We start from the raw sequence: 17,487 nt of genomic DNA, 5'->3' as shown, positions 1-17,487 counted from the left end.
TACATGAGTAAAGAAAAAGGAAAAGCATTCGATTTATCGCTGTTCAATCGCTTGATGAAATATTCCAGCCCATACAAGCTGATATTTTATGGAGTTGCTTTGGCGGCAGTTTTACTTTCTGGTTTTGCGGTAGCAAGACCTTATTTACTTATGATAACAGTCGATGATTATATAGTTACCAAAGACGACTACGGACTGTTGATTTTCTCCTTATTGATGATTGGCCTGTTGTTTTTTGAAGTGGTATGCCAGCTTTTGTTTGTCTACTATGCGAACCTATTAGGGCAGTCGATTATTAGAGATTTAAGGATTAAACTCTTTGAACATTTACTGAGCTTTAAGATGAAGTATTTTGACAACTCATCGGTAGGGGTTTTGGTAACCAGGGCAGTTAGTGATATTGAACGTATCGCTGCCATATTCAGTGATGGTTTGTTTATGATCATCAGTGATCTTTTGAAGATGACCGTTGTTGCCGGGGTAATGTTATATGCTGACTGGAAAATGGCCTTGATTGTTTTTGCGGTAATGCCTATCATTCTTTATGCGACAAGACTCTTTCAAAAAGCGATGAAGGTTGCTTTCATTGAGGTTAGGGCACAGGTTTCTCAGTTAAACTCTTTCGTACAGGAACGACTTTCCGGAATGAAGATCGTTCAGCTGTTTGGGAGAGAGAAAGAGGAATATGAACGCTTTAAACAAATTAATGAAAAGCATCAGAATGCCTGGTTGAAAACAGTTTGGTATAACTCAATATTTTTTCCGGTAGCTGAATTGATGTCTTCGGTAACGATAGGACTTATAGTTTGGTATGCGGTTTTACAGGATGCACAACAATCAAGTTTTACTCCGGGGGTGATCTTTATGTTTATTCAGTTAACGCAGATGTTGTTCAGGCCACTTCGTCAGATAGCTGATAAGTTTAACACCCTTCAAATGGGGATGGTGGCTGCCAACCGCGTATTTGGTATTTTGGATACAGACAGTAAAATAGAAGATAAAGGAGATTTAGAAGCCGAGGTCATTAATGGTGATGTGGCATTTAATGATGTGCGTTTTGGTTACCTTGAAGAAGAAGAAGTATTACATGGTATATCTTTTGAAGCCAAAGCCGGACAAACCATTGCTATTGTAGGTGCGACCGGAGCAGGGAAATCAACAATCATAAACCTGTTAAACCGATTTTACGATATTAATTCCGGTGAAATTACCGTTGATGGTGTTTCGGTGAACAATTATACCCTTCCTTCCTTGCGAAAGCATATTGCCATCGTATTGCAGGATGTGTTCTTGTTTGCGGACACGATTTTTAATAATATCACTTTAAAAAATCCGGATATCACGGAAGCTGAAGTTGTGGAGGCAGCCAAGCAAATTGGAATTCATGATTTTATTATGAGTCTTCCGGGTAACTATCATTATAATGTTAAAGAAAGAGGAGGGATGTTGTCTAGTGGACAGCGACAACTGATTGCGTTTTTGAGAGCTTACGTAAGCAATCCGAGTATTTTGATATTAGATGAAGCTACTTCATCTGTAGACTCCTATTCTGAAGAATTAATTCAGGAAGCTACAAAGAAAATAACCGAAGGCAGAACCTCTATTATAATAGCACACCGTTTAGCTACTGTTAAGAAGGCAGATAAGATTTTAGTGATGGATTCCGGGAATATTGTTGAAGAGGGGACTCATAAAGAATTGCTTAAAATTGAGGGCGGCTACTATAGAAACCTTTATGAGGTGCAATTTATGCAGGAAGAAGTGGTTTAGGTTAGATCTTTGGTGATTGTATTTGCTAATTCCGACAGGTCTTTAAATAATACAAACTCTCCATTTTTGATATAAGAAATTTGGCCGGTTTCTTCACTCACAACTAAAGCCAGTGCATCTGTTTTTTCTGTAATTCCTACTGCAGCTCTGTGTCGCAAACCAAATCGTAGCGGTATATTACGTTCGTTAGAGACAGGAAGGATTACCCTGGTGGCTACCACATAATTATCCTGAATAATAGCGGCACCATCGTGTAGCGGACTGTTTTTAAAGAAAATGCTTTCCAGGATTGGAGCGGTTACTTCAATATTCATTTTGTCTCCGGAACCTTTCACAAAATCTAAAGAGTTGTTTCGCTCTAAAACAATAATGGCCCCTGTTTTTGTGTTGCCCATTTTTTCACAGGCTGTGAGAATGGCATTAACATCAGTCAGCGTCGTCAGTTGTTCATTTTTTAAGAATTTAAAATGACGAACAAAATTGCGCTTACTGGCGAAGTTGGTCGATCCGACCATGAGGAGAAATTTTCTGATCTCCTGCTGAAATACTACAATAAGGGCAAATACACCACCACTGATAAAGGCTCCGAAAATATTGCTGAGCAACTCCATCTGTAAGGCTTTGGTGAGCAACCATATTAAATACACGATGATGATGCCTATAAGAATATTAATGGCTACGGTTCCTTTAACAAGTTTATAGACATAATAAAACAAGAATGCCACCAAAACGATATCGATGATGTCTATAAGCTTGAAGTCTAAAAAGTCGAGAAAATCCAAATGCTTTGTCTTTTATGTAAAAATAGAAAAATTAGTTGGCAACGAGGTGTCGATGTTTAAAACAAACTTTTAATCCTTTAATTGATTGTATATTTTAACAGCTTCAACCGCCTCTTTTACATCGTGAACCCTTAGGATGTTTGCTCCTTTCATCAATGATATTGTGTTTATAACTGTGGTGCCATTCAACGCTTCAACCGGACTGGAATTGAGCAATTTATAAATCATCGATTTTCTGCTTACCCCAACTAATATAGGTAGTTCCAGGATGTCAAAAAGCTCAAGTTTATTTAAGACCTCATAATTTTGCTCAAGGGTTTTAGCAAATCCAAAACCTGGATCAATAATTAGATCGTTAATTCCATAAGATCTGGCTTCAGAAACTTTTTCCGAGAAATAATAAAGCATCTCTCTAACAATGTCCTGATATTCCGTATGCTTTTGCATATCCTGAGGCGTTTGCTTCATGTGCATCATAATGTATGGAACCTGTAGTTTTCCGACAGTAGGAATCATCTGTGCATCCAGGCTTCCGGCGGCAATATCATTAATTATGGAGGCTCCGGCTAATACATTCTCTTTTGCAACTTGACTTCTGAACGTATCTATTGAAATAATGGTTTCAGGAAAGTTTTTTACAATGAGTTCAGTTACCGGAACACTTCGGAACAATTCTTCTTCAGTGGTAACGTCTTTAGCACCGGGTCTTGAACTGTAAGCGCCCAAATCTATTAAATCGACCCCATCTCGCATCATTTTTTCTACACGTGAGAGTATTTCCGATTCATTTTTGTATTTTCCACCATCGTAAAACGAATCGGGAGTAATATTTAAAATTCCCATCACCTTTGGTGAAGACAGGTCAATTAAATTGCCTTTACAGTTTATAGTCATAAGTGTCTGTTACTTTTTGTAAAATGTATTTTCTGATTGCCTGTAAAATGTCATTTTAAATTGTTTTTGTCATGCCAGACTTGTTTCGGAATCTCATAATGTTTGCAGATCAATGGTTTTTGATGAGCTTATGAAATTGATTCAGGGGTGACAAATAACCTAATAACATAATACGTACAATCAATGTGTTTTAAAGTGAACTATGATAAACATAAAAGGGGTTCTTTAAAACATCAACTTTGAACTTTAATTTATTTAGGCGAAATTTACGCAAATTTGAAATAATCGCATGAGCAATACATCAAAACAGTATGACGAGGTCATTAAGACGTGTCGTGATTTGTTTATTAAAAAGATGAAAGATTATGGAAGTGCCTGGCGAATTCTGAGACTTCCATCTCTTACGGATCAGATATTTATAAAAGCACAACGTATTCGAAGTCTTCAGGAAAATGAGGTCAGAAAAGTAGATGAAGATGAATATCCGGAATTTATCGGCATCATCAACTATTCCGTTATGGCATTAATTCAACTCGAGAAAGGGGTGGTAGAACAACCAGATTTATCTGTCGAAGAGGCCACGGAACTCTACGATCATCACCTCTCAATTACAAAAACCTTGATGGAGAATAAAAACCACGACTATGGAGAGGCTTGGCGCGATATGCGCATTAGTTCGCTTACCGATCTTATTCTGCAGAAAATTCTGAGGGTGAAACAAATTGAAGACAATAAAGGAAAGACTTTAGTTAGTGAGGGAATTGATGCTAATTATCAGGATATGATTAACTATGCGGTTTTTGCTTTAATCCATTTAAATGAACAGAAATCATAATTATAAGGATCGATTTTTTTAGAAAAAGATCTTCCACTGTGATTAGCTTTTTTACATCACATCAATTGACTTAAATTTTAAAGCTTTAAATGTTTTAAACATATGAAAATATTAGTTACTATTTCCCGAATCATTGTTGGACTTTTATTTATTGTTAGTGGACTTATAAAACTTAACGATCCGGTTGGGTTTTCATTTAAGTTGGAAGAGTATTTTAGTCCGGGCGTTTTAAATCTTGATTTTTTAACCCCTTACGCACTTGCAATCGCTATTGTTTTGGTGATTTTTGAAACCTTATTGGGCGTAATGCTTTTACTCGGGTATAAGCCAAAGTTCACGGTTTGGAGTCTGCTTTTAATGATTGTGTTTTTTACATTCCTTACTTTTTATTCCGCGTATTTTAATAAGGTTACTGATTGTGGGTGTTTTGGTGATGCCATAAAACTTACGCCATGGGAGTCTTTCTCTAAAGATGTGGTGCTTTTGTTTTTTATTCTCATACTCTTTTTTGGGTATAAGCATTTGAAACCATTTCCTTCGAATAAAATAGCACATTGGGGTTCTATTATTACCTTGGTTTTTTGCATTTGGTTTGCTAAACACGTGTATAGTCACTTACCGACAATAGATTTCAGACCTTATAAAATAGGAGCAAATATTGAAGACGGGATGAGCATCCCGGAAGATGCTCCAAAACCGGTGTTTGAGTATGCCTGGAAGTTTGATGTAAACGGAGAGGAGAAGATTATTACTACCAATGGTGATTACCCTACGGTGGATGGTGATTTTATCGATGTGGAGACAACAGAGGTACAGAAGGGCTATGAGCCGCCTATTCATGATTATACTATGGAAAGAGATGGAGTCGATCATACCCCGGAAATTATGAGTTGGGAACATGTTCTTGTAGTAGTTGTCCGAGATATTCAGAAGGCAAATGAAAATGGATTGTCTAAAATTAAAGCTGATGTAGATAAGGCCAGGCAAAATGGATATAGGGTTATAGGGATGTCAGCATCCAATGAAGAGCAGTTAGCTCCCTATAAAGAAAAATATCATCTCGATTTTGATTTTTATTTCTGTGATCTGACCACGCTGAAAACTATTGTAAGGTCGAATCCTGGATTCCTTGAATTAAATGAAGGGACGATTGTAAAGAAATTGCATTATAACGATACTGAGAAATTATTTAAGGAATAAAGCGATTGTTCAGGTATATTTTAAATAAGATTTTTTATGCGATCCTTACGCTTTTTGGTGTTGTAACCGTCATTTTTGTATTGTTTACGGTTTTACCGGGAGATCCGGCGCGAATGATGTTGGATCAGAATGAAGATAGTGCACAGCTGGCAGCCATTAAAAAGAAATATGGTTTTGATAAACCGCTAAGCACACAGTATTTATATTACCTTAATGATTTGTCACCCGTTTCAATTCACTCAGAAAGTAAGGATGACTACACCTACTTCTCAAAGGATAAGTATTCAGGGATTACATTGTTTTCTGTTGGTCATAGCGATGTGGCGCTCAAGTTACCTTATTTGAGAGAATCATTTCAAAAGAATGGTAAAAAGGTTACTGACGTTATAGCTGACACATTGCCAAACACTTTTGTGCTAGCTGTATCAGCAATTGTGTTAGCAATAATTATTGGAGTAGTTTTGGGTGTTGTTTCAGCATTGATGAAGGACAGCTGGATAGATAAATCAATTCAGATTATTAGTACCCTGGGGATGAGTGTTCCTTCATTTTTTAGTGCTATTATATTTGCCTGGGTTTTTGGTTATGTTCTTCATGAGTACACCAATTTGAATATGACAGGGAGTTTGTATGAGGTAGATGACTTTGGAGAGTCAGTATACATACAATGGAAAAATTTGATATTACCTGCCATTGTCCTTGGGATAAGACCATTGGCTGTAGTAATTCAATTAATGCGCAATTCGTTATTGGAGGTGTTGAACCAGGATTATATAAGGACAGCCAGAGCGAAAGGATTGAGTGAGTTCCAGATCATCAAGAATCACGCAGTGAAAAATGCCATGAATCCTGTTGTAACAGCTATTTCAGGATGGTTTGCCAGTATGTTGGCCGGGGCGGTATTTGTTGAGTACATTTTTGGTTGGAACGGTTTGGGTAAAGAAATTGTAAATGCATTAAATACGCTTGATTTACCGGTTATCATGGGAGCTGTTTTAGTGATAGCGACCATGTTTATTATAATTAATATTTTTGTGGACTTAATCTATGGATGGTTAGATCCGAAAATAATAATGTGATTTTTTGGTATAAAGAATGAAAACTTTTTCAGTTGACTTCGACTGATACGTTTCAAACAATTTTAAAAAAGAATTATGAAAAAATTATTGATACTAGCCCTATTGGCAGTAGGTGTTACCTTAGGCGCAAACGCACAAACAAATAAGTTTAGTGATGCAGCTTTAAAGGATGTATTTGCAACCCTGGATGGCACAGATGTTACCTTTGAATCTGTTTTAAACAAGCATGCGGGAAAAACAATTTTTATAGATCTATGGGCCTCGTGGTGTAAAGACTGCAGAGAAGGGTTGCCTGGGGTTAAAAAATTGCAGAAGAAGTATGCAGAAGACGATGTGGTATTTGTGTTCTTATCTTTAGATAAAAATAAGGATGCCTGGAAGAAGGGAGTTGAGAAACTTGCCATAACGGGAGATCATTATTTTATAAACAAAGGGTGGAAGGGAAGTCCATTTTGTCAAGACATAAAATTAGACTGGATTCCACGTTATATGATTGTAAATCCAAAAGGTGAGATTGAAGTTTATAAATCAATTAAAACCGACGATAAAACGTTATTAAAAACCTTAAAAGTTACAAAATGAGAAAAAAAATTGTTGCCGGAAACTGGAAAATGAACAACGATTTGGCAGAAACTCAGTCATTGATTTCTGATTTGCAGAATGAACTACCTGAAACCGAAGCAGAAGTAATGATAGCTCCGGCATACACGAATTTATATCCAGCCTTTGAGGCCTTAAAGGCATCGAAGATAGAGGTTATTGCTCAAAACATGCACTTTGCTGAAAGCGGAGCATATACCGGAGAGATATCGGCTTCGATGCTTAAAAGTGTAGGTGTTGAAACCGTTATCTTAGGGCATTCGGAACGCCGTGCTTATTTTGGAGAAAATGATGAAATTTTAGCCAAAAAGGTGGATGCTGCACTAGCGAATGGAATGCGTATAATTTTCTGTATAGGAGAAGAGCTAGCTGACAGAAAGAGTGATAACCACTTTAAGGTTGTGGAAGAGCAATTAAAGAATGCATTATTTCATTTAGGAGCTGCAGCCTGGAAGAATATTGTTTTGGCTTATGAGCCGGTTTGGGCAATAGGAACAGGAGAAACTGCTTCACCTGAACAAGCTCAGGAAATTCATAAGTTCATCAGAGAAACCCTAAGCTCACAATATGATGTTGAAATGGCAGATAGTATTTCGGTATTATACGGAGGTAGTGTAAAACCTAATAATGCTCAGGAAATTTTTTCTCAGCCGGATGTGGATGGTGGTTTGATTGGTGGTGCTTCTTTGAAGGCTGCTGATTTTTCAGCGATAGTAAAAGCTATTTAGTAATTCCATATTGAGATAAGGGCTGTCTGAAAGGTAGGTATTTTCAATGGGTCTCAGGTTATACACAGTCGAAATGTAATTGTTTTCAATAATTTCATTTCCCGATTGTCATGGCACCCAACTTCAAGGGTGTCAGATCTGTCCATTAATAATGCTTTTTAGACAGCTTTTTTATTTTTTAGATTTTCTTTTTTTTGTTCCCTTATTATTCCTTTTATCGGATTTCTCTTTCTGATATAATACTTCCTCCGGGAATGGAAAAACAATGGTTGAATTCTTTTCTGCCGCAATATCTGCCAGTGTCTGATACAATCTAAGTTTGATGGAAGATGGTGATTTGTCGATGAGTTCTCCAGCCTCCAGCAGGGCATGTGCTGCTTGCTTTTCTGCATCAGCCAGGATGATACGTGCTCTTCTCGAACGTTCTGCCTCTGCTTGATTAGCCATGGAGCGTTTCATGTTTTCAGGAAGTTCAATGTCTTTGATCTTCACGTCTAAAATGGTAATCCCCCAGTCTTTGGTTTCGGCATCGACAATTTCGCGGATATTATTTCCGATTTCCTCTCTTTTGGATAAGATAGTATCCAGCTCTACCTTACCACAGACGTCGCGAAGCGAAGCTTGAGCTAATTGAGAAATTGCAAAATCATAGTTTTCAACTTCAAGGATCGATTGGGTTGCATTGATAATTTTATAGAATAGTACACCATTTATCTTACACGGAACATTGTCTTGTGTCATAATTTCTTGGGTGGTAATATTAATGGTAATGACCCTCATGTCTACAAACTGAGTAGTTTCAACAAAAGGTATAATCCATCGGAAACCGGGGTTGAGAACTTTTATATAACTACCAAATCGGAATTTTAAAGCTCTTTTATATTCAAAAACGATACGTATTCCTGATAGGAAAATAGCAATTAAGAATATGAGAATAATATAACTGGACATGATATTGATGATCTATTACTACAAGTTAGTGAATAAAATGTTCTAATTCAATAAATTATATTCATATTTAACTGTTTTTGAATATGTTATGTTCTTTCGAAGAATGTACCGTTTTCAAAGTGATAACTCATAAATCATCATTATTTTTGTGATATTCATATTTACACAAACATGGTTACATATATCGGTTATGATTTTAAGGTATCACCTATCAATCCTGGCAATGAAATTTTAATTGCCGAATTAGGTAGTATTGGTTTTGAAAGTTTTGTTGAGACTGAAGATGGGTTACTTGCTTACATAAATAAAGACGAGTGGTTTGAAAACATATTAGATGAGGTTTACATTCTTAATAACGATGAGTTTTCTATTTCTTATTCGTTTAAAGATATTGAACAGGTAAACTGGAATGAAGAGTGGGAAAAGAACTTTGAAGCTATTGAAGTCGATGGTGTTTGTACTGTAAGAGCACCTTTTCACGATACTCCAAAAACCGAGTTTGACATCGTTATTGAACCTAAAATGAGTTTTGGTACCGGGCATCATGAAACAACTCATATGATGATTCAGCATTTGCTTAAAATGGATCTGGAAGGAAAGAAAACTCTAGATATGGGATGTGGTACAGCGGTGTTGGCAATTCTCGCTGAGAAAATGGGAGCACAGCCTATAGATGCTATCGATATAGATAACTGGTGCTACTTAAATTCACTTGAAAATGCTGAACGTAACAATTGCAAACATATAACGGTCTATGAAGGCGATGCTTCCTTATTGAAGGGTAGAGCTTACGAACTGATCATCGCTAATATAAACAGAAACATTCTCCTCAGAGATATCCCTGTGTATGTTAAAAGTTTACGTAAAGAAGGTGTTTTATTACTAAGTGGTTTTTATAAGGAGGATCTTGATCAGGTTAAGGAACGTTGTGCGGAATTTTCGTTAAAATTTGTTGAAAATCTTGAAAAGAACCATTGGGTTGCAGCAAAATTTTTATTTTAGCAGTGTAAATAGTTGATGATGAGTACGAAAGAAAGAATTTTAGAGGAGTTATTACTAGAAGAGGAGGTTCAAAATCAGAACGAAATTGTGCTTTATAATGATGATGTGAACACTTTCGACCATGTTATTGAAACCTTAATATATGCGTGTGATCACACACCGGTACAAGCAGAGCAGTGTTCACTAATTGTGCATTACAAAGGGAAATGCACTGTAAAAACCGGCGATTATGATGATCTGAAACCGCGATGTTCAAAATTATTAGATGCCGGTTTATCGGCAGAAATTATATAAAAAAAACCGGTGTATCACCGGTTTTTTTATTTTAAATATTTTTAAAGGTACAGAATATGAAATTTTGATTTTTTTCAGATGGAGTCGTATGATTTTCTCTGAAGCATTCAATCTTTTCAAAGAAATTAAACTTGTCAGGGAGTCCATGCTCGTCATACTGGGTGATCTCGATACCGCTACATTTGGTGGGTCCATCTGTAGAGAATGTACCAATAAAAGCAATTCCGTTATGATTTAACCCCTTTTTTATTTGTTGTTGATAAGAGGCAATATCCGATTGGGTATTTAAAAAGTGAAAGGTGGCTCTATCGTGCCAAAAATCATATTTTTCTGTAAACTCATAATCTAGAATATCACTAACGATCCATTGAACATTATGGGCAAGTTCACCCAAACGATCTTTGGTTTTTTGAATAGCCTCCTTTGAAATATCCAGTACGGTTACATTCGTATAACCTAGCTTTAAAAGGTTATCTACCAAAAAACTCTGTCCACCTCCAATATCAATAATTTGCGCATCCAGGGGGATTTGAAATTTATCGATAGCCTTCAAGGAGGTTGTGGGCTCTGGTTGATACCAACTCACCGAATCATGCTCCTTGGTGCTGTAAATGTTATTCCAATGATCTTTACGTTTCATCTCTATTTTGAGCTTGGACAGGCAAAATTTGTTTTCGGAATATCAGTATTTTTTAAAGCGCCATAACCTCCGGCGATATCAATTAAATTATTGAACCCTCTCGCTTTTAAAATAGAGGCAGCAATAACTGATCTGTATCCACCTGCACAATGAACATAATATTCTTTGTCTTTATCTATTTTATTCATGTTCTCACTCAAAAAGTCCAAAGGAAGGCTCATGGCTGTTTTCAGGTGAGTGGAATCAAACTCTCCGGGTTTTCTTACATCGAGGATTGATAACTCGGGTGAATATCTTTTTTCGAACTCATTGGCATCAATTGAAGTAATGCTTTCAACTTCTTTCCCGCTTTTCTTCCATTGATCCATACCGCCTTTCAGGTAGCCTAAGGTGTTGTCATAACCAACGCGAGATAACCTTGTAACAGCCTCTTCCGACTTTCCTTCCGGTACAACTAATAATATCGGTTGCTGTAAGTCGGTAATTAAAGCACCTACCCACGGAGCAAATTGTCCTTTAAGGCCAATAAAGATAGAGTTTGGAATATGTTCTTTTACAAATTCTTCTTGTGTCCTAACATCCAGAACAAGAGCACCTTCGTGATTTGCAAGAGCTTCAAATTCTTCAGGATCTAAAGGTACATTTCCTTTCTCAAGCACAGAATCAAAGGCTGCATATCCTTCTTTATTGAGCATCGCGTTTTTAGAGAAATATTGAGGAGGTGGTAAAATACCATCCAGAACCTCCGCTACAAACTCTTCTTTTGACATATCAGCCCTCAAGGCATAGTTTGTTTTCTTTTGATTCCCCAGTGTGTCTACCGTCTCTTTGCTCAGGTTTTTACCGCAGGCAGATCCGGCTCCATGTGCCGGGTATACTATTACATCATCAGCAAGCGGCATTATTTTATTTCTCAAAGAATCAAACAGCATTCCAGCTAAGTCCTCTTTCGTAAGATCTTGTTTGATAGCAAGATCCGGACGTCCAACGTCACCTAAAAATAAGGTATCTCCTGTAAAGATAGCATGGTTTTTACCTTGTTCATCAATTAATAAATAGGTAGTAGATTCTAAGGTGTGTCCTGGAGTGTGAAGTGCTTTAATGGTAACTTTACCAAGTTTAAACGCTTCCTCATCTTTCGCACTGTAAATGTCATAACTGGTTTTCGCATTCGGACCGTAAACAATAGTGGCGCCGGTCTTTTTAGCCAAATCAATATGCCCGGAAACAAAATCAGCATGAAAATGCGTTTCAAAAACATATTTTATTTGAGCATTTTCTGCTTTAGCCTTATCGATATAAGGTTGAGTTTCACGTAATGGATCAATGATAGCTACTTCTCCTTCAGATTCAATATAATAAGCCCCTTGGGCTAAACATCCGGTATATATTTGTTCAATATTCATTTTTTCTCTCTTTTCTTTAAAGTGCAAATTTACAAATACTTGATCTGTTTGTCTGTGACAAATGTCACACTAAAAATTAAAAATTTCTTTACTAAGGATATAGATACTCATTAATAGAATGAGCCAGCCAAATCCTTTTTTCAATCGTTTATTAGAAACATATTTCGATAAATATCCACCCAGTAAAATACCAATAACGGTTATACCAGAGAATATGAGTAAAAAGCGCCATTCGATATCCAGGGTTTGCATATCACCGGTAAAGCCTATTAATGAATTGATAGCGACAATAACCAGAGAAGTGCCAACAGCTTTTTTCATGGAAAGACCGGCCCAAAGAACCAGTGCAGGCACGTATAAGAAGCCTCCTCCGGCCCCTATTAAACCTGTAACAGTCCCTATGATTAATCCTTGTATGAATGTGTTATAATAAGGCTGCTTTACGGTTGTAATTTCAGTATTCTTTTTATTCCTGATCATAGAGGTCGAGGCAATGAACATAATGCAGGCAAAGAATATCATTATCGCCATTTCTTTTGTTAGCGAATAATTGCCGATTGAAAAAAGTATATCGGGAATATTTGGCACCATAAACCTTCTGGAAAGGTAAACGGCAAGAAATGAGGGAAATGAAAAAGCCAGCCCGGTTTTAAAGTCAACGAGTCCTTTTCTTTGCTTTTGAACCACTCCCACAAGTGAAGAGGAACCTACAACGAATAAAGAATAGGCAGTTGCAACCACTGGGTTATAACCAAGTAAGTAAACTAATAGTGGAACTGTTAGTATAGATCCGCCTCCTCCAACCAAACCGAGAACCAGTCCAATAATCAGGGCGGCAATATATCCTAGTATAATTTCAATGCTCATTTTAGAGTAAAAGAATTGTCAAATCGAGACAAAGGTGACAAAATTTAACTCGAAATGCACATCATTTTTTAAAAAAAAATGGTTTTTAACGTCTTTTTTAGAATATAGCGGAAAAAGCCGCTAAGCCCCATAAACCCATGGTTTTAGTGGGGTTTTTGTCAGGTATTTAAATGGGGTGCGGTTGTAAATTTGTTTTATTTTTTTAAAATAAATTTTGGATCGTTTTTAAAAATTACCCTATATTTGCACCCGCAAAACGGCTTCGTAGCTCAACTGAATAGAGCACTTGATTACGGCTCAAGAGGTTGCAGGTTTGAATCCTGCCGAAGTCACTACAAGCAAGAAACCACGCCAATCGGCGTGGTTTTTGTTTTTCTAAAAAAAGCCAAACGCAGTTTGAGGTTTTGCAAGAAAAGCAAAAACCAAAGCAGCGCTAGCTGCTGGTTTCTTATTTGCAAAGGGGATTTTACTCAGGATCACACAGTAATCCTAAGGAAAACAAGAATAATTCATAAACATTTATTTAGAGTTTCCAGCTGCTGGTTTCTTATTTGCAAAGGGTACTTCCCCAGCTACCGCACGAATCCTTTCGTGTGGTATATTAAGCTAAAAAGGCACAAAAAATAATGTGGAAGATTTATAATAGCCCCAGCTACGGTTCTGTCGCATTAAATATCAAAGATTTTAAAAAGTATTATTTTAGGATTTTCTAAAAAGATATTTTTTGCTCAATGGTCGCTTAATTCAGAAATTTTAATAGCTTTTTATAATTGTAATGGATTAATGCGACATAACCTATATTAGGGCATAATAACAGAATCAATTAAAAATGAATAAGTAAAAGCTTTTAAACCAGATATATGATTTTATACTCGATGAACGTGGTTTATATCGATTTGAGATTCAAGAACAACATTCTTTACAATCAGATTTGAATATATATGGAATGGATGCTGTTGAATTTATTTTAAGCTTTGGAAATAAGTTTGGAGTAGATGTATCAAATTTTGATGCCGAAAAATATTTTAAGCCTGATGGATATAATTCTTTTGAAAAGGACTATCAAAAATTAACTATTAGTAACCTGCTTGAATCTATAGAAAAAGGAATATTATTATAGGAGAAATTGTTAATCAGTTGATCTAAAAACTCTGTAAGCGTCCTAAAATAAAACTACTTAAAATTTAAGCATCTTCTTAGAATTGTAATCGATTAATGTGGCACAACCAAAGAATGAGTAATTATAAAATAAAATTGGGGTTAAAAATTTTTGCTGGGATGGCTTTCTGCGTTTTTATTTTTGTTCTTTTTCATAAGAAAAAATTAGGTGATGAACAATGGGAAGATCCATTAGTTAAAAAAGAACAAGTGGAAGCTATCATTGTAAAAATATACTCAGGAGCCAGAACGAATCCTAGATTTCATTATAAATATGAGTTTAAGAATAATTCATACACCAATTCAACAAATTTCCCAAAGGATTTATGGAATCATAGTAATGATTCCCTTTTTACATATTAAGGAAAAAAAATTAAGGTAAAATTGATTGTTAATAACCCAAAAAATAGTAGGGTATTATGGTAGTAGCAGGTAATACCACAACCACAGACTATGCGGGTAACTATATATATGAAAATGGTTCTTTGAAATTTTTTAGCCATGGTGAGGGATATGTAGATGCCGATAATGGATATGAGTATGTATACCAGTATAAAGACCACTTGGGGAACGTTAGACTATCCTACAGCGACCTCGATGGCAACGGCAGTATAGATGCGTCCGCGGAGATTTTGCAGGAACGAAATTATTATCCCTTTGGCGGGCTCCATAAGGGCTACAATGGAAATATCAACGGTAGAGAGAACAATTACCAGACTTTTCAAGGGCAAGAAATAAACAAAGAACTTGGATTGAATTGGATGGCTTTTAGATATCGTAACTATGACCCTTCTATTGGTAGATTTATTCAGGCAGACCCTTTAAGCACAAGTTTTCCTTATCAATCACATTATAATTTTGCCGAAAACAGAGTGATAAGTGGTTTGGATTTAGAAGGGTTGGAGTATCTTGATGCGAATGTTGCTAGGATAAAAGTTATGAGAGGAGAAGTAAGATTGAAGGTTAAAAATATGACCAGAACGACTCAAAGGAATATAAGGAGTATGAATAGTAATCCTGCATATTGGACTAGATCTGGTTATATGGGTGTGGATACTAGAGTTTCTTCACTTGCGTTAAGTAGTATGCAAAATGAATCGCAGAAAGCGGTACCTCTTGCGACCAAAAACGGAGTTCCTATAAGTTCAAGCGAGATAGGCAGAACTAGAACGAAGCATGAAAATGTGCCCATTGCCCAATCAACTGGAAAGCCAGATAGAAGGTTTAAAGGAAGGTCATTAGGTGGAATTAGCGTAAGGGCAAAAGGAGCAGCGGGAATATTGGCCTTGTATAATCTTGCGGTTACAGGGTTGAATTATTTGGATATTTACAATGTGGAGAAGGATAAGAGTCTAACTAAGGAGCAAACAAATGATGTACTTCCTTTGGCGTTAGCAGATATGAATTCAGCACTATCAGAAGGTCTTATCCCCGAGGAGTTTATAAATGAAGGTGATCTGTCTGATATTCTTAATGTGGTTCTGCAAGGTGTTATTGATGAACCTAGTGCTGATAAAAATTCTCTTGAATATTGGGAAAAGATGTCCATAGGACTTGAAATATATAATAAGTACAACAAAGTAGAAGATGAACAACAAAATTGATTTTGCGAGATTATGGGTGTTACTGTTTTTATTGATCGTGGTTGCATCATGCAAAACAGAAGGTGACTTGTTCGTTGAGAAATTAGATGGAGGCTATACGTTGGATAAAATGACGTACAAAGGAGAAGATATTATGCCCGAAGTATTGGCGGCGATGCTTTCCTTTGACAACAAAGAAGGGCAGTTGTTCAAACCTCCTATAATCAAAGAGCAAATCGGGAAGTATGAAAAATATCCGTGGGATTTTTCAAGGGATAACGAAGGAAGCTATTTGATAAGTTTTGATACAAATCATCCATACTTCAATGATGATTTTAGAGTTGAGTTTAAGGTGGATTATGAAAGTAGACAATTGATTCTATTGTTGACCTCAGAGGTAACCCAAATAGAATGTACAAGACTATATATTTTTGAAAACTTTGACGAACTCAAAAATAGTTGGATGGGTTCAAAATAGATGAAACGAAGCCACCCTAATAGCATAACTGAAAACCAACTAATTACATAAGTGGTTCGCAAAATCCCAAAAAAGATCAAGTGATGAAAAAATTAAAGCTGAAAAATAGAAGTTATAAAATATTGGTAGCCAATTACAAGGAATGGTTGGACATCCTCGGTTTTGCCGAAAGTAGCGTTTATACATTCCCAAATTATCTGCAAGAGTTTTTATAATACTTGGAACGGCTGCTCAACATCAACAATATAGATTATATCATCAGGGATATTGTAAAACGCTACTATAAATATCTAACAGAAAGACCCAATGAAAGACGAAATGGAGCATTGAGCAAAAGTTATCTTAGCTCGCTGCTGGTTTCTTATTTGCAAAGGGGGTTTTACTCAGGATCCCCAGCTACCGCACGAATCCTTTCGTGTGGTATATTAAGCTAAAAAGGCACAAAACATTTTTATTATATTTAGAGTATGAGCAGGAATTATAAATTTCATAATCCCGAAGGCTTATATTTTGTAAGTTTCGCGGTAGTAGGTTGGTTAGACGTTTTTACCCGTAATGAATACAAAAATATTTTATTGGATAGTCTGTCATTTTGCCAACAAAATAAGGGCATGGAAATTATTGCATGGTGCATCATGTCAAACCATGTGCATTTAGTATTTAGAAGTATAAATGGAGAAAAACCAGAACAGATATTAGATGATTTTAAGCGCTTTACAAGCAAGACAGTTGTTGAAGCTATAAAGGATAATATTCAGGAAAGCAGAAAAGAGTTTTTGTTAAATGAATTCAAGAAAGCAGCAAAAAGGTCATCTAATGTTAAGAATTATCAATTTCGGAGACATGACAACAAACCTATTGAACTATGGAGCAACAAGGTTATCAAAGAAAAGATAAATTACATTCATCAAAACCCTGTAGAGGCTGGATTGGTATTTAGACCAGAAGATTATGTCTATAGCAGTGTGGTGGATTATGCGGGAGAAAAAGGTTTAATAGAAAATGTAGTTGTCTTTAAATCTTATGATTAAATTATAATTCAGACCACACGAAAGGATTCGTGCGGTAGCGAGGGAGTAAAAGTATAAATAATCCATATATTGATTGTAGTATTTATATGTAATAGATGTTATAATTTTCTTAACGGTGTTAATTTTTTACAGTCATACTTAATTGATAATAAATATGAATGATATTAAATATAGTATGCTAATTGATTA

General features: G+C 36.1%; 20 protein-coding genes and 1 tRNA gene. 15 read left to right on the top strand and 6 right to left on the bottom strand.

Annotated elements, in window-relative coordinates; all coding sequences use genetic code 11:
* Nucleotides 1-3 precede the first annotated feature (3 nt).
* On the top strand, nucleotides 4-1,770 hold the full coding sequence (locus P278_RS10245; protein WP_038266254.1) for an ABC transporter ATP-binding protein: 1,767 nt from the start codon (nucleotides 4-6) through the stop codon (nucleotides 1,768-1,770).
* Here P278_RS10245 and cdaA read toward each other — a convergent pair.
* Nucleotides 1,767-2,552: a diadenylate cyclase CdaA gene (gene cdaA / locus P278_RS10240; protein WP_038266251.1), complete on the bottom strand. Its 786-nt coding sequence runs from the start codon at nucleotides 2,550-2,552 to the stop codon at nucleotides 1,767-1,769. The two genes, P278_RS10245 and cdaA, sit on opposite strands and share 4 nt — an antisense overlap.
* 69 nt (nucleotides 2,553-2,621) lie before the next feature.
* The gene (folP, locus tag P278_RS10235; protein ID WP_038266248.1) at nucleotides 2,622-3,446 is read right to left on the bottom strand and encodes a dihydropteroate synthase; all 825 of its coding nucleotides are present in this window, start codon (nucleotides 3,444-3,446) and stop codon (nucleotides 2,622-2,624) included.
* A 289-nt stretch (nucleotides 3,447-3,735) separates the two neighbouring features.
* Between folP and P278_RS10230 the strand changes: the two genes are divergently transcribed.
* From P278_RS10230 to tpiA, 5 genes are all read left to right on the top strand, one after another.
* A complete protein-coding gene (locus P278_RS10230; protein ID WP_038266245.1) occupies nucleotides 3,736-4,281 on the top strand; it encodes a DUF1599 domain-containing protein in 546 nt (181 codons plus the stop codon).
* A 102-nt stretch (nucleotides 4,282-4,383) separates the two neighbouring features.
* Nucleotides 4,384-5,481: a BT_3928 family protein gene (locus P278_RS10225; RefSeq protein WP_038266243.1), complete on the top strand. Its 1,098-nt coding sequence runs from the start codon at nucleotides 4,384-4,386 to the stop codon at nucleotides 5,479-5,481.
* A 5-nt stretch (nucleotides 5,482-5,486) separates the two neighbouring features.
* Nucleotides 5,487-6,560 (top strand): ABC transporter permease, encoded by a 1,074-nt coding sequence (locus P278_RS10220; protein ID WP_038266240.1) that lies wholly within the window; start codon nucleotides 5,487-5,489, stop codon nucleotides 6,558-6,560.
* A gap of 75 nt (nucleotides 6,561-6,635) precedes the next feature.
* Nucleotides 6,636-7,142, top strand: coding sequence for a TlpA family protein disulfide reductase (locus P278_RS10215; protein ID WP_038266239.1), 507 nt, complete (start codon nucleotides 6,636-6,638; stop codon nucleotides 7,140-7,142).
* Nucleotides 7,139-7,888 carry a triose-phosphate isomerase gene (gene tpiA, locus P278_RS10210; protein ID WP_038266237.1) on the top strand — a complete coding sequence of 250 codons (750 nt, stop codon included), beginning with the start codon at nucleotides 7,139-7,141 and terminating at the stop codon, nucleotides 7,886-7,888. Before P278_RS10215 ends, tpiA begins: the two co-directional genes overlap by 4 nt.
* A gap of 171 nt (nucleotides 7,889-8,059) precedes the next feature.
* On the opposite strand, the gene P278_RS10205 is transcribed toward tpiA, so the two are convergent.
* Nucleotides 8,060-8,839, bottom strand: a complete 780-nt coding sequence (locus tag P278_RS10205; protein ID WP_038266234.1) for a slipin family protein — start codon at nucleotides 8,837-8,839, stop codon at nucleotides 8,060-8,062.
* A 171-nt stretch (nucleotides 8,840-9,010) separates the two neighbouring features.
* Here P278_RS10205 and prmA point away from each other — a divergent pair, with 171 nt between their 5' ends.
* Nucleotides 9,011-9,841: a 50S ribosomal protein L11 methyltransferase gene (gene prmA / locus P278_RS10200; RefSeq protein WP_038266231.1), complete on the top strand. Its 831-nt coding sequence runs from the start codon at nucleotides 9,011-9,013 to the stop codon at nucleotides 9,839-9,841.
* Nucleotides 9,842-9,859: 18 nt separating this feature from the next.
* Complete coding sequence (locus tag P278_RS10195; protein ID WP_038266229.1) at nucleotides 9,860-10,135, top strand: ATP-dependent Clp protease adaptor ClpS; 276 nt, start codon at nucleotides 9,860-9,862, stop codon at nucleotides 10,133-10,135.
* A 31-nt stretch (nucleotides 10,136-10,166) separates the two neighbouring features.
* On the opposite strand, the gene P278_RS10190 is transcribed toward P278_RS10195, so the two are convergent.
* The 3 genes from P278_RS10190 to P278_RS10180 all read right to left on the bottom strand — a co-directional run bounded on the left by P278_RS10190 (nucleotide 10,167) and on the right by P278_RS10180 (nucleotide 13,048).
* Nucleotides 10,167-10,775 (bottom strand): class I SAM-dependent methyltransferase, encoded by a 609-nt coding sequence (locus P278_RS10190; RefSeq protein ID WP_038266225.1) that lies wholly within the window; start codon nucleotides 10,773-10,775, stop codon nucleotides 10,167-10,169.
* Nucleotides 10,776-10,777: 2 nt separating this feature from the next.
* Entirely contained in the window at nucleotides 10,778-12,181 is a 1,404-nt protein-coding gene (locus P278_RS10185; protein ID WP_038266223.1) for an MBL fold metallo-hydrolase, read from the bottom strand.
* 69 nt (nucleotides 12,182-12,250) lie between these two features.
* Entirely contained in the window at nucleotides 12,251-13,048 is a 798-nt protein-coding gene (locus P278_RS10180) for a sulfite exporter TauE/SafE family protein (RefSeq protein WP_038266221.1), read from the bottom strand.
* Between the two features lie 258 nt (nucleotides 13,049-13,306).
* Here P278_RS10180 and P278_RS10175 point away from each other — a divergent pair.
* From P278_RS10175 to P278_RS10155, 7 genes are all read left to right on the top strand, one after another.
* Nucleotides 13,307-13,380 (top strand) — tRNA-Arg (locus tag P278_RS10175).
* A gap of 524 nt (nucleotides 13,381-13,904) precedes the next feature.
* Nucleotides 13,905-14,168, top strand: a complete 264-nt coding sequence (locus P278_RS16430) for a DUF1493 family protein (protein WP_082436132.1) — start codon at nucleotides 13,905-13,907, stop codon at nucleotides 14,166-14,168.
* Nucleotides 14,169-14,326: 158 nt separating this feature from the next.
* On the top strand, nucleotides 14,327-14,569 hold the full coding sequence (locus P278_RS10170; protein ID WP_152973927.1) for a hypothetical protein: 243 nt from the start codon (nucleotides 14,327-14,329) through the stop codon (nucleotides 14,567-14,569).
* Between the two features lie 56 nt (nucleotides 14,570-14,625).
* Nucleotides 14,626-15,810, top strand: a complete 1,185-nt coding sequence (locus tag P278_RS10165) for an RHS repeat domain-containing protein (RefSeq protein ID WP_051413515.1) — start codon at nucleotides 14,626-14,628, stop codon at nucleotides 15,808-15,810.
* Nucleotides 15,794-16,267 carry a hypothetical protein gene (locus tag P278_RS10160; protein ID WP_038266215.1) on the top strand — a complete coding sequence of 158 codons (474 nt, stop codon included), beginning with the start codon at nucleotides 15,794-15,796 and terminating at the stop codon, nucleotides 16,265-16,267. The genes P278_RS10165 and P278_RS10160 overlap by 17 nt, the downstream gene beginning before the upstream one ends.
* An 83-nt stretch (nucleotides 16,268-16,350) precedes the next feature.
* Nucleotides 16,351-16,482 (top strand): hypothetical protein, encoded by a 132-nt coding sequence (locus P278_RS16840; RefSeq protein WP_262507901.1) that lies wholly within the window; start codon nucleotides 16,351-16,353, stop codon nucleotides 16,480-16,482.
* A 252-nt stretch (nucleotides 16,483-16,734) separates the two neighbouring features.
* On the top strand, nucleotides 16,735-17,298 hold the full coding sequence (locus tag P278_RS10155; RefSeq protein ID WP_038266212.1) for an REP-associated tyrosine transposase: 564 nt from the start codon (nucleotides 16,735-16,737) through the stop codon (nucleotides 17,296-17,298).
* Nucleotides 17,299-17,487: the final 189 nt, after the last annotated feature.

This window comes from Zhouia amylolytica AD3, assembly GCF_000511935.2.
GTDB lineage: Bacteria > Bacteroidota > Bacteroidia > Flavobacteriales > Flavobacteriaceae > Zhouia > Zhouia amylolytica.
The sequence above is the reverse complement of the archived record's forward strand: the minus strand, read 5'-3'. Positions and strand labels throughout refer to the sequence as shown.

Excerpts from the sequence above, each read along its gene's own strand:
- P278_RS10245 (WP_038266254.1), top strand. The coding sequence starts at position 4 with ATGAGTAAAGAAAAAGGAAAAGCATTCGATTTATCGCTGTTCAATCGC.
- folP (WP_038266248.1), bottom strand. The coding sequence starts at position 3,446 with ATGACTATAAACTGTAAAGGCAATTTAATTGACCTGTCTTCACCAAAG.
- P278_RS10230 (WP_038266245.1), top strand. The coding sequence starts at position 3,736 with ATGAGCAATACATCAAAACAGTATGACGAGGTCATTAAGACGTGTCGT.
- P278_RS10225 (WP_038266243.1), top strand. The coding sequence starts at position 4,384 with ATGAAAATATTAGTTACTATTTCCCGAATCATTGTTGGACTTTTATTT.
- P278_RS10215 (WP_038266239.1), top strand. The coding sequence starts at position 6,636 with ATGAAAAAATTATTGATACTAGCCCTATTGGCAGTAGGTGTTACCTTA.
- tpiA (WP_038266237.1), top strand. The coding sequence starts at position 7,139 with ATGAGAAAAAAAATTGTTGCCGGAAACTGGAAAATGAACAACGATTTG.
- P278_RS10205 (WP_038266234.1), bottom strand. The coding sequence starts at position 8,839 with ATGTCCAGTTATATTATTCTCATATTCTTAATTGCTATTTTCCTATCA.
- prmA (WP_038266231.1), top strand. The coding sequence starts at position 9,011 with ATGGTTACATATATCGGTTATGATTTTAAGGTATCACCTATCAATCCT.
- P278_RS10195 (WP_038266229.1), top strand. The coding sequence starts at position 9,860 with ATGAGTACGAAAGAAAGAATTTTAGAGGAGTTATTACTAGAAGAGGAG.
- P278_RS10190 (WP_038266225.1), bottom strand. The coding sequence starts at position 10,775 with ATGAAACGTAAAGATCATTGGAATAACATTTACAGCACCAAGGAGCAT.
- P278_RS10185 (WP_038266223.1), bottom strand. The coding sequence starts at position 12,181 with ATGAATATTGAACAAATATATACCGGATGTTTAGCCCAAGGGGCTTAT.
- P278_RS10180 (WP_038266221.1), bottom strand. The coding sequence starts at position 13,048 with ATGAGCATTGAAATTATACTAGGATATATTGCCGCCCTGATTATTGGA.
- P278_RS10170 (WP_152973927.1), top strand. The coding sequence starts at position 14,327 with ATGGCTTTCTGCGTTTTTATTTTTGTTCTTTTTCATAAGAAAAAATTA.
- P278_RS10165 (WP_051413515.1), top strand. The coding sequence starts at position 14,626 with ATGGTAGTAGCAGGTAATACCACAACCACAGACTATGCGGGTAACTAT.
- P278_RS10160 (WP_038266215.1), top strand. The coding sequence starts at position 15,794 with ATGAACAACAAAATTGATTTTGCGAGATTATGGGTGTTACTGTTTTTA.
- P278_RS16840 (WP_262507901.1), top strand. The coding sequence starts at position 16,351 with ATGAAAAAATTAAAGCTGAAAAATAGAAGTTATAAAATATTGGTAGCC.
- P278_RS10155 (WP_038266212.1), top strand. The coding sequence starts at position 16,735 with ATGAGCAGGAATTATAAATTTCATAATCCCGAAGGCTTATATTTTGTA.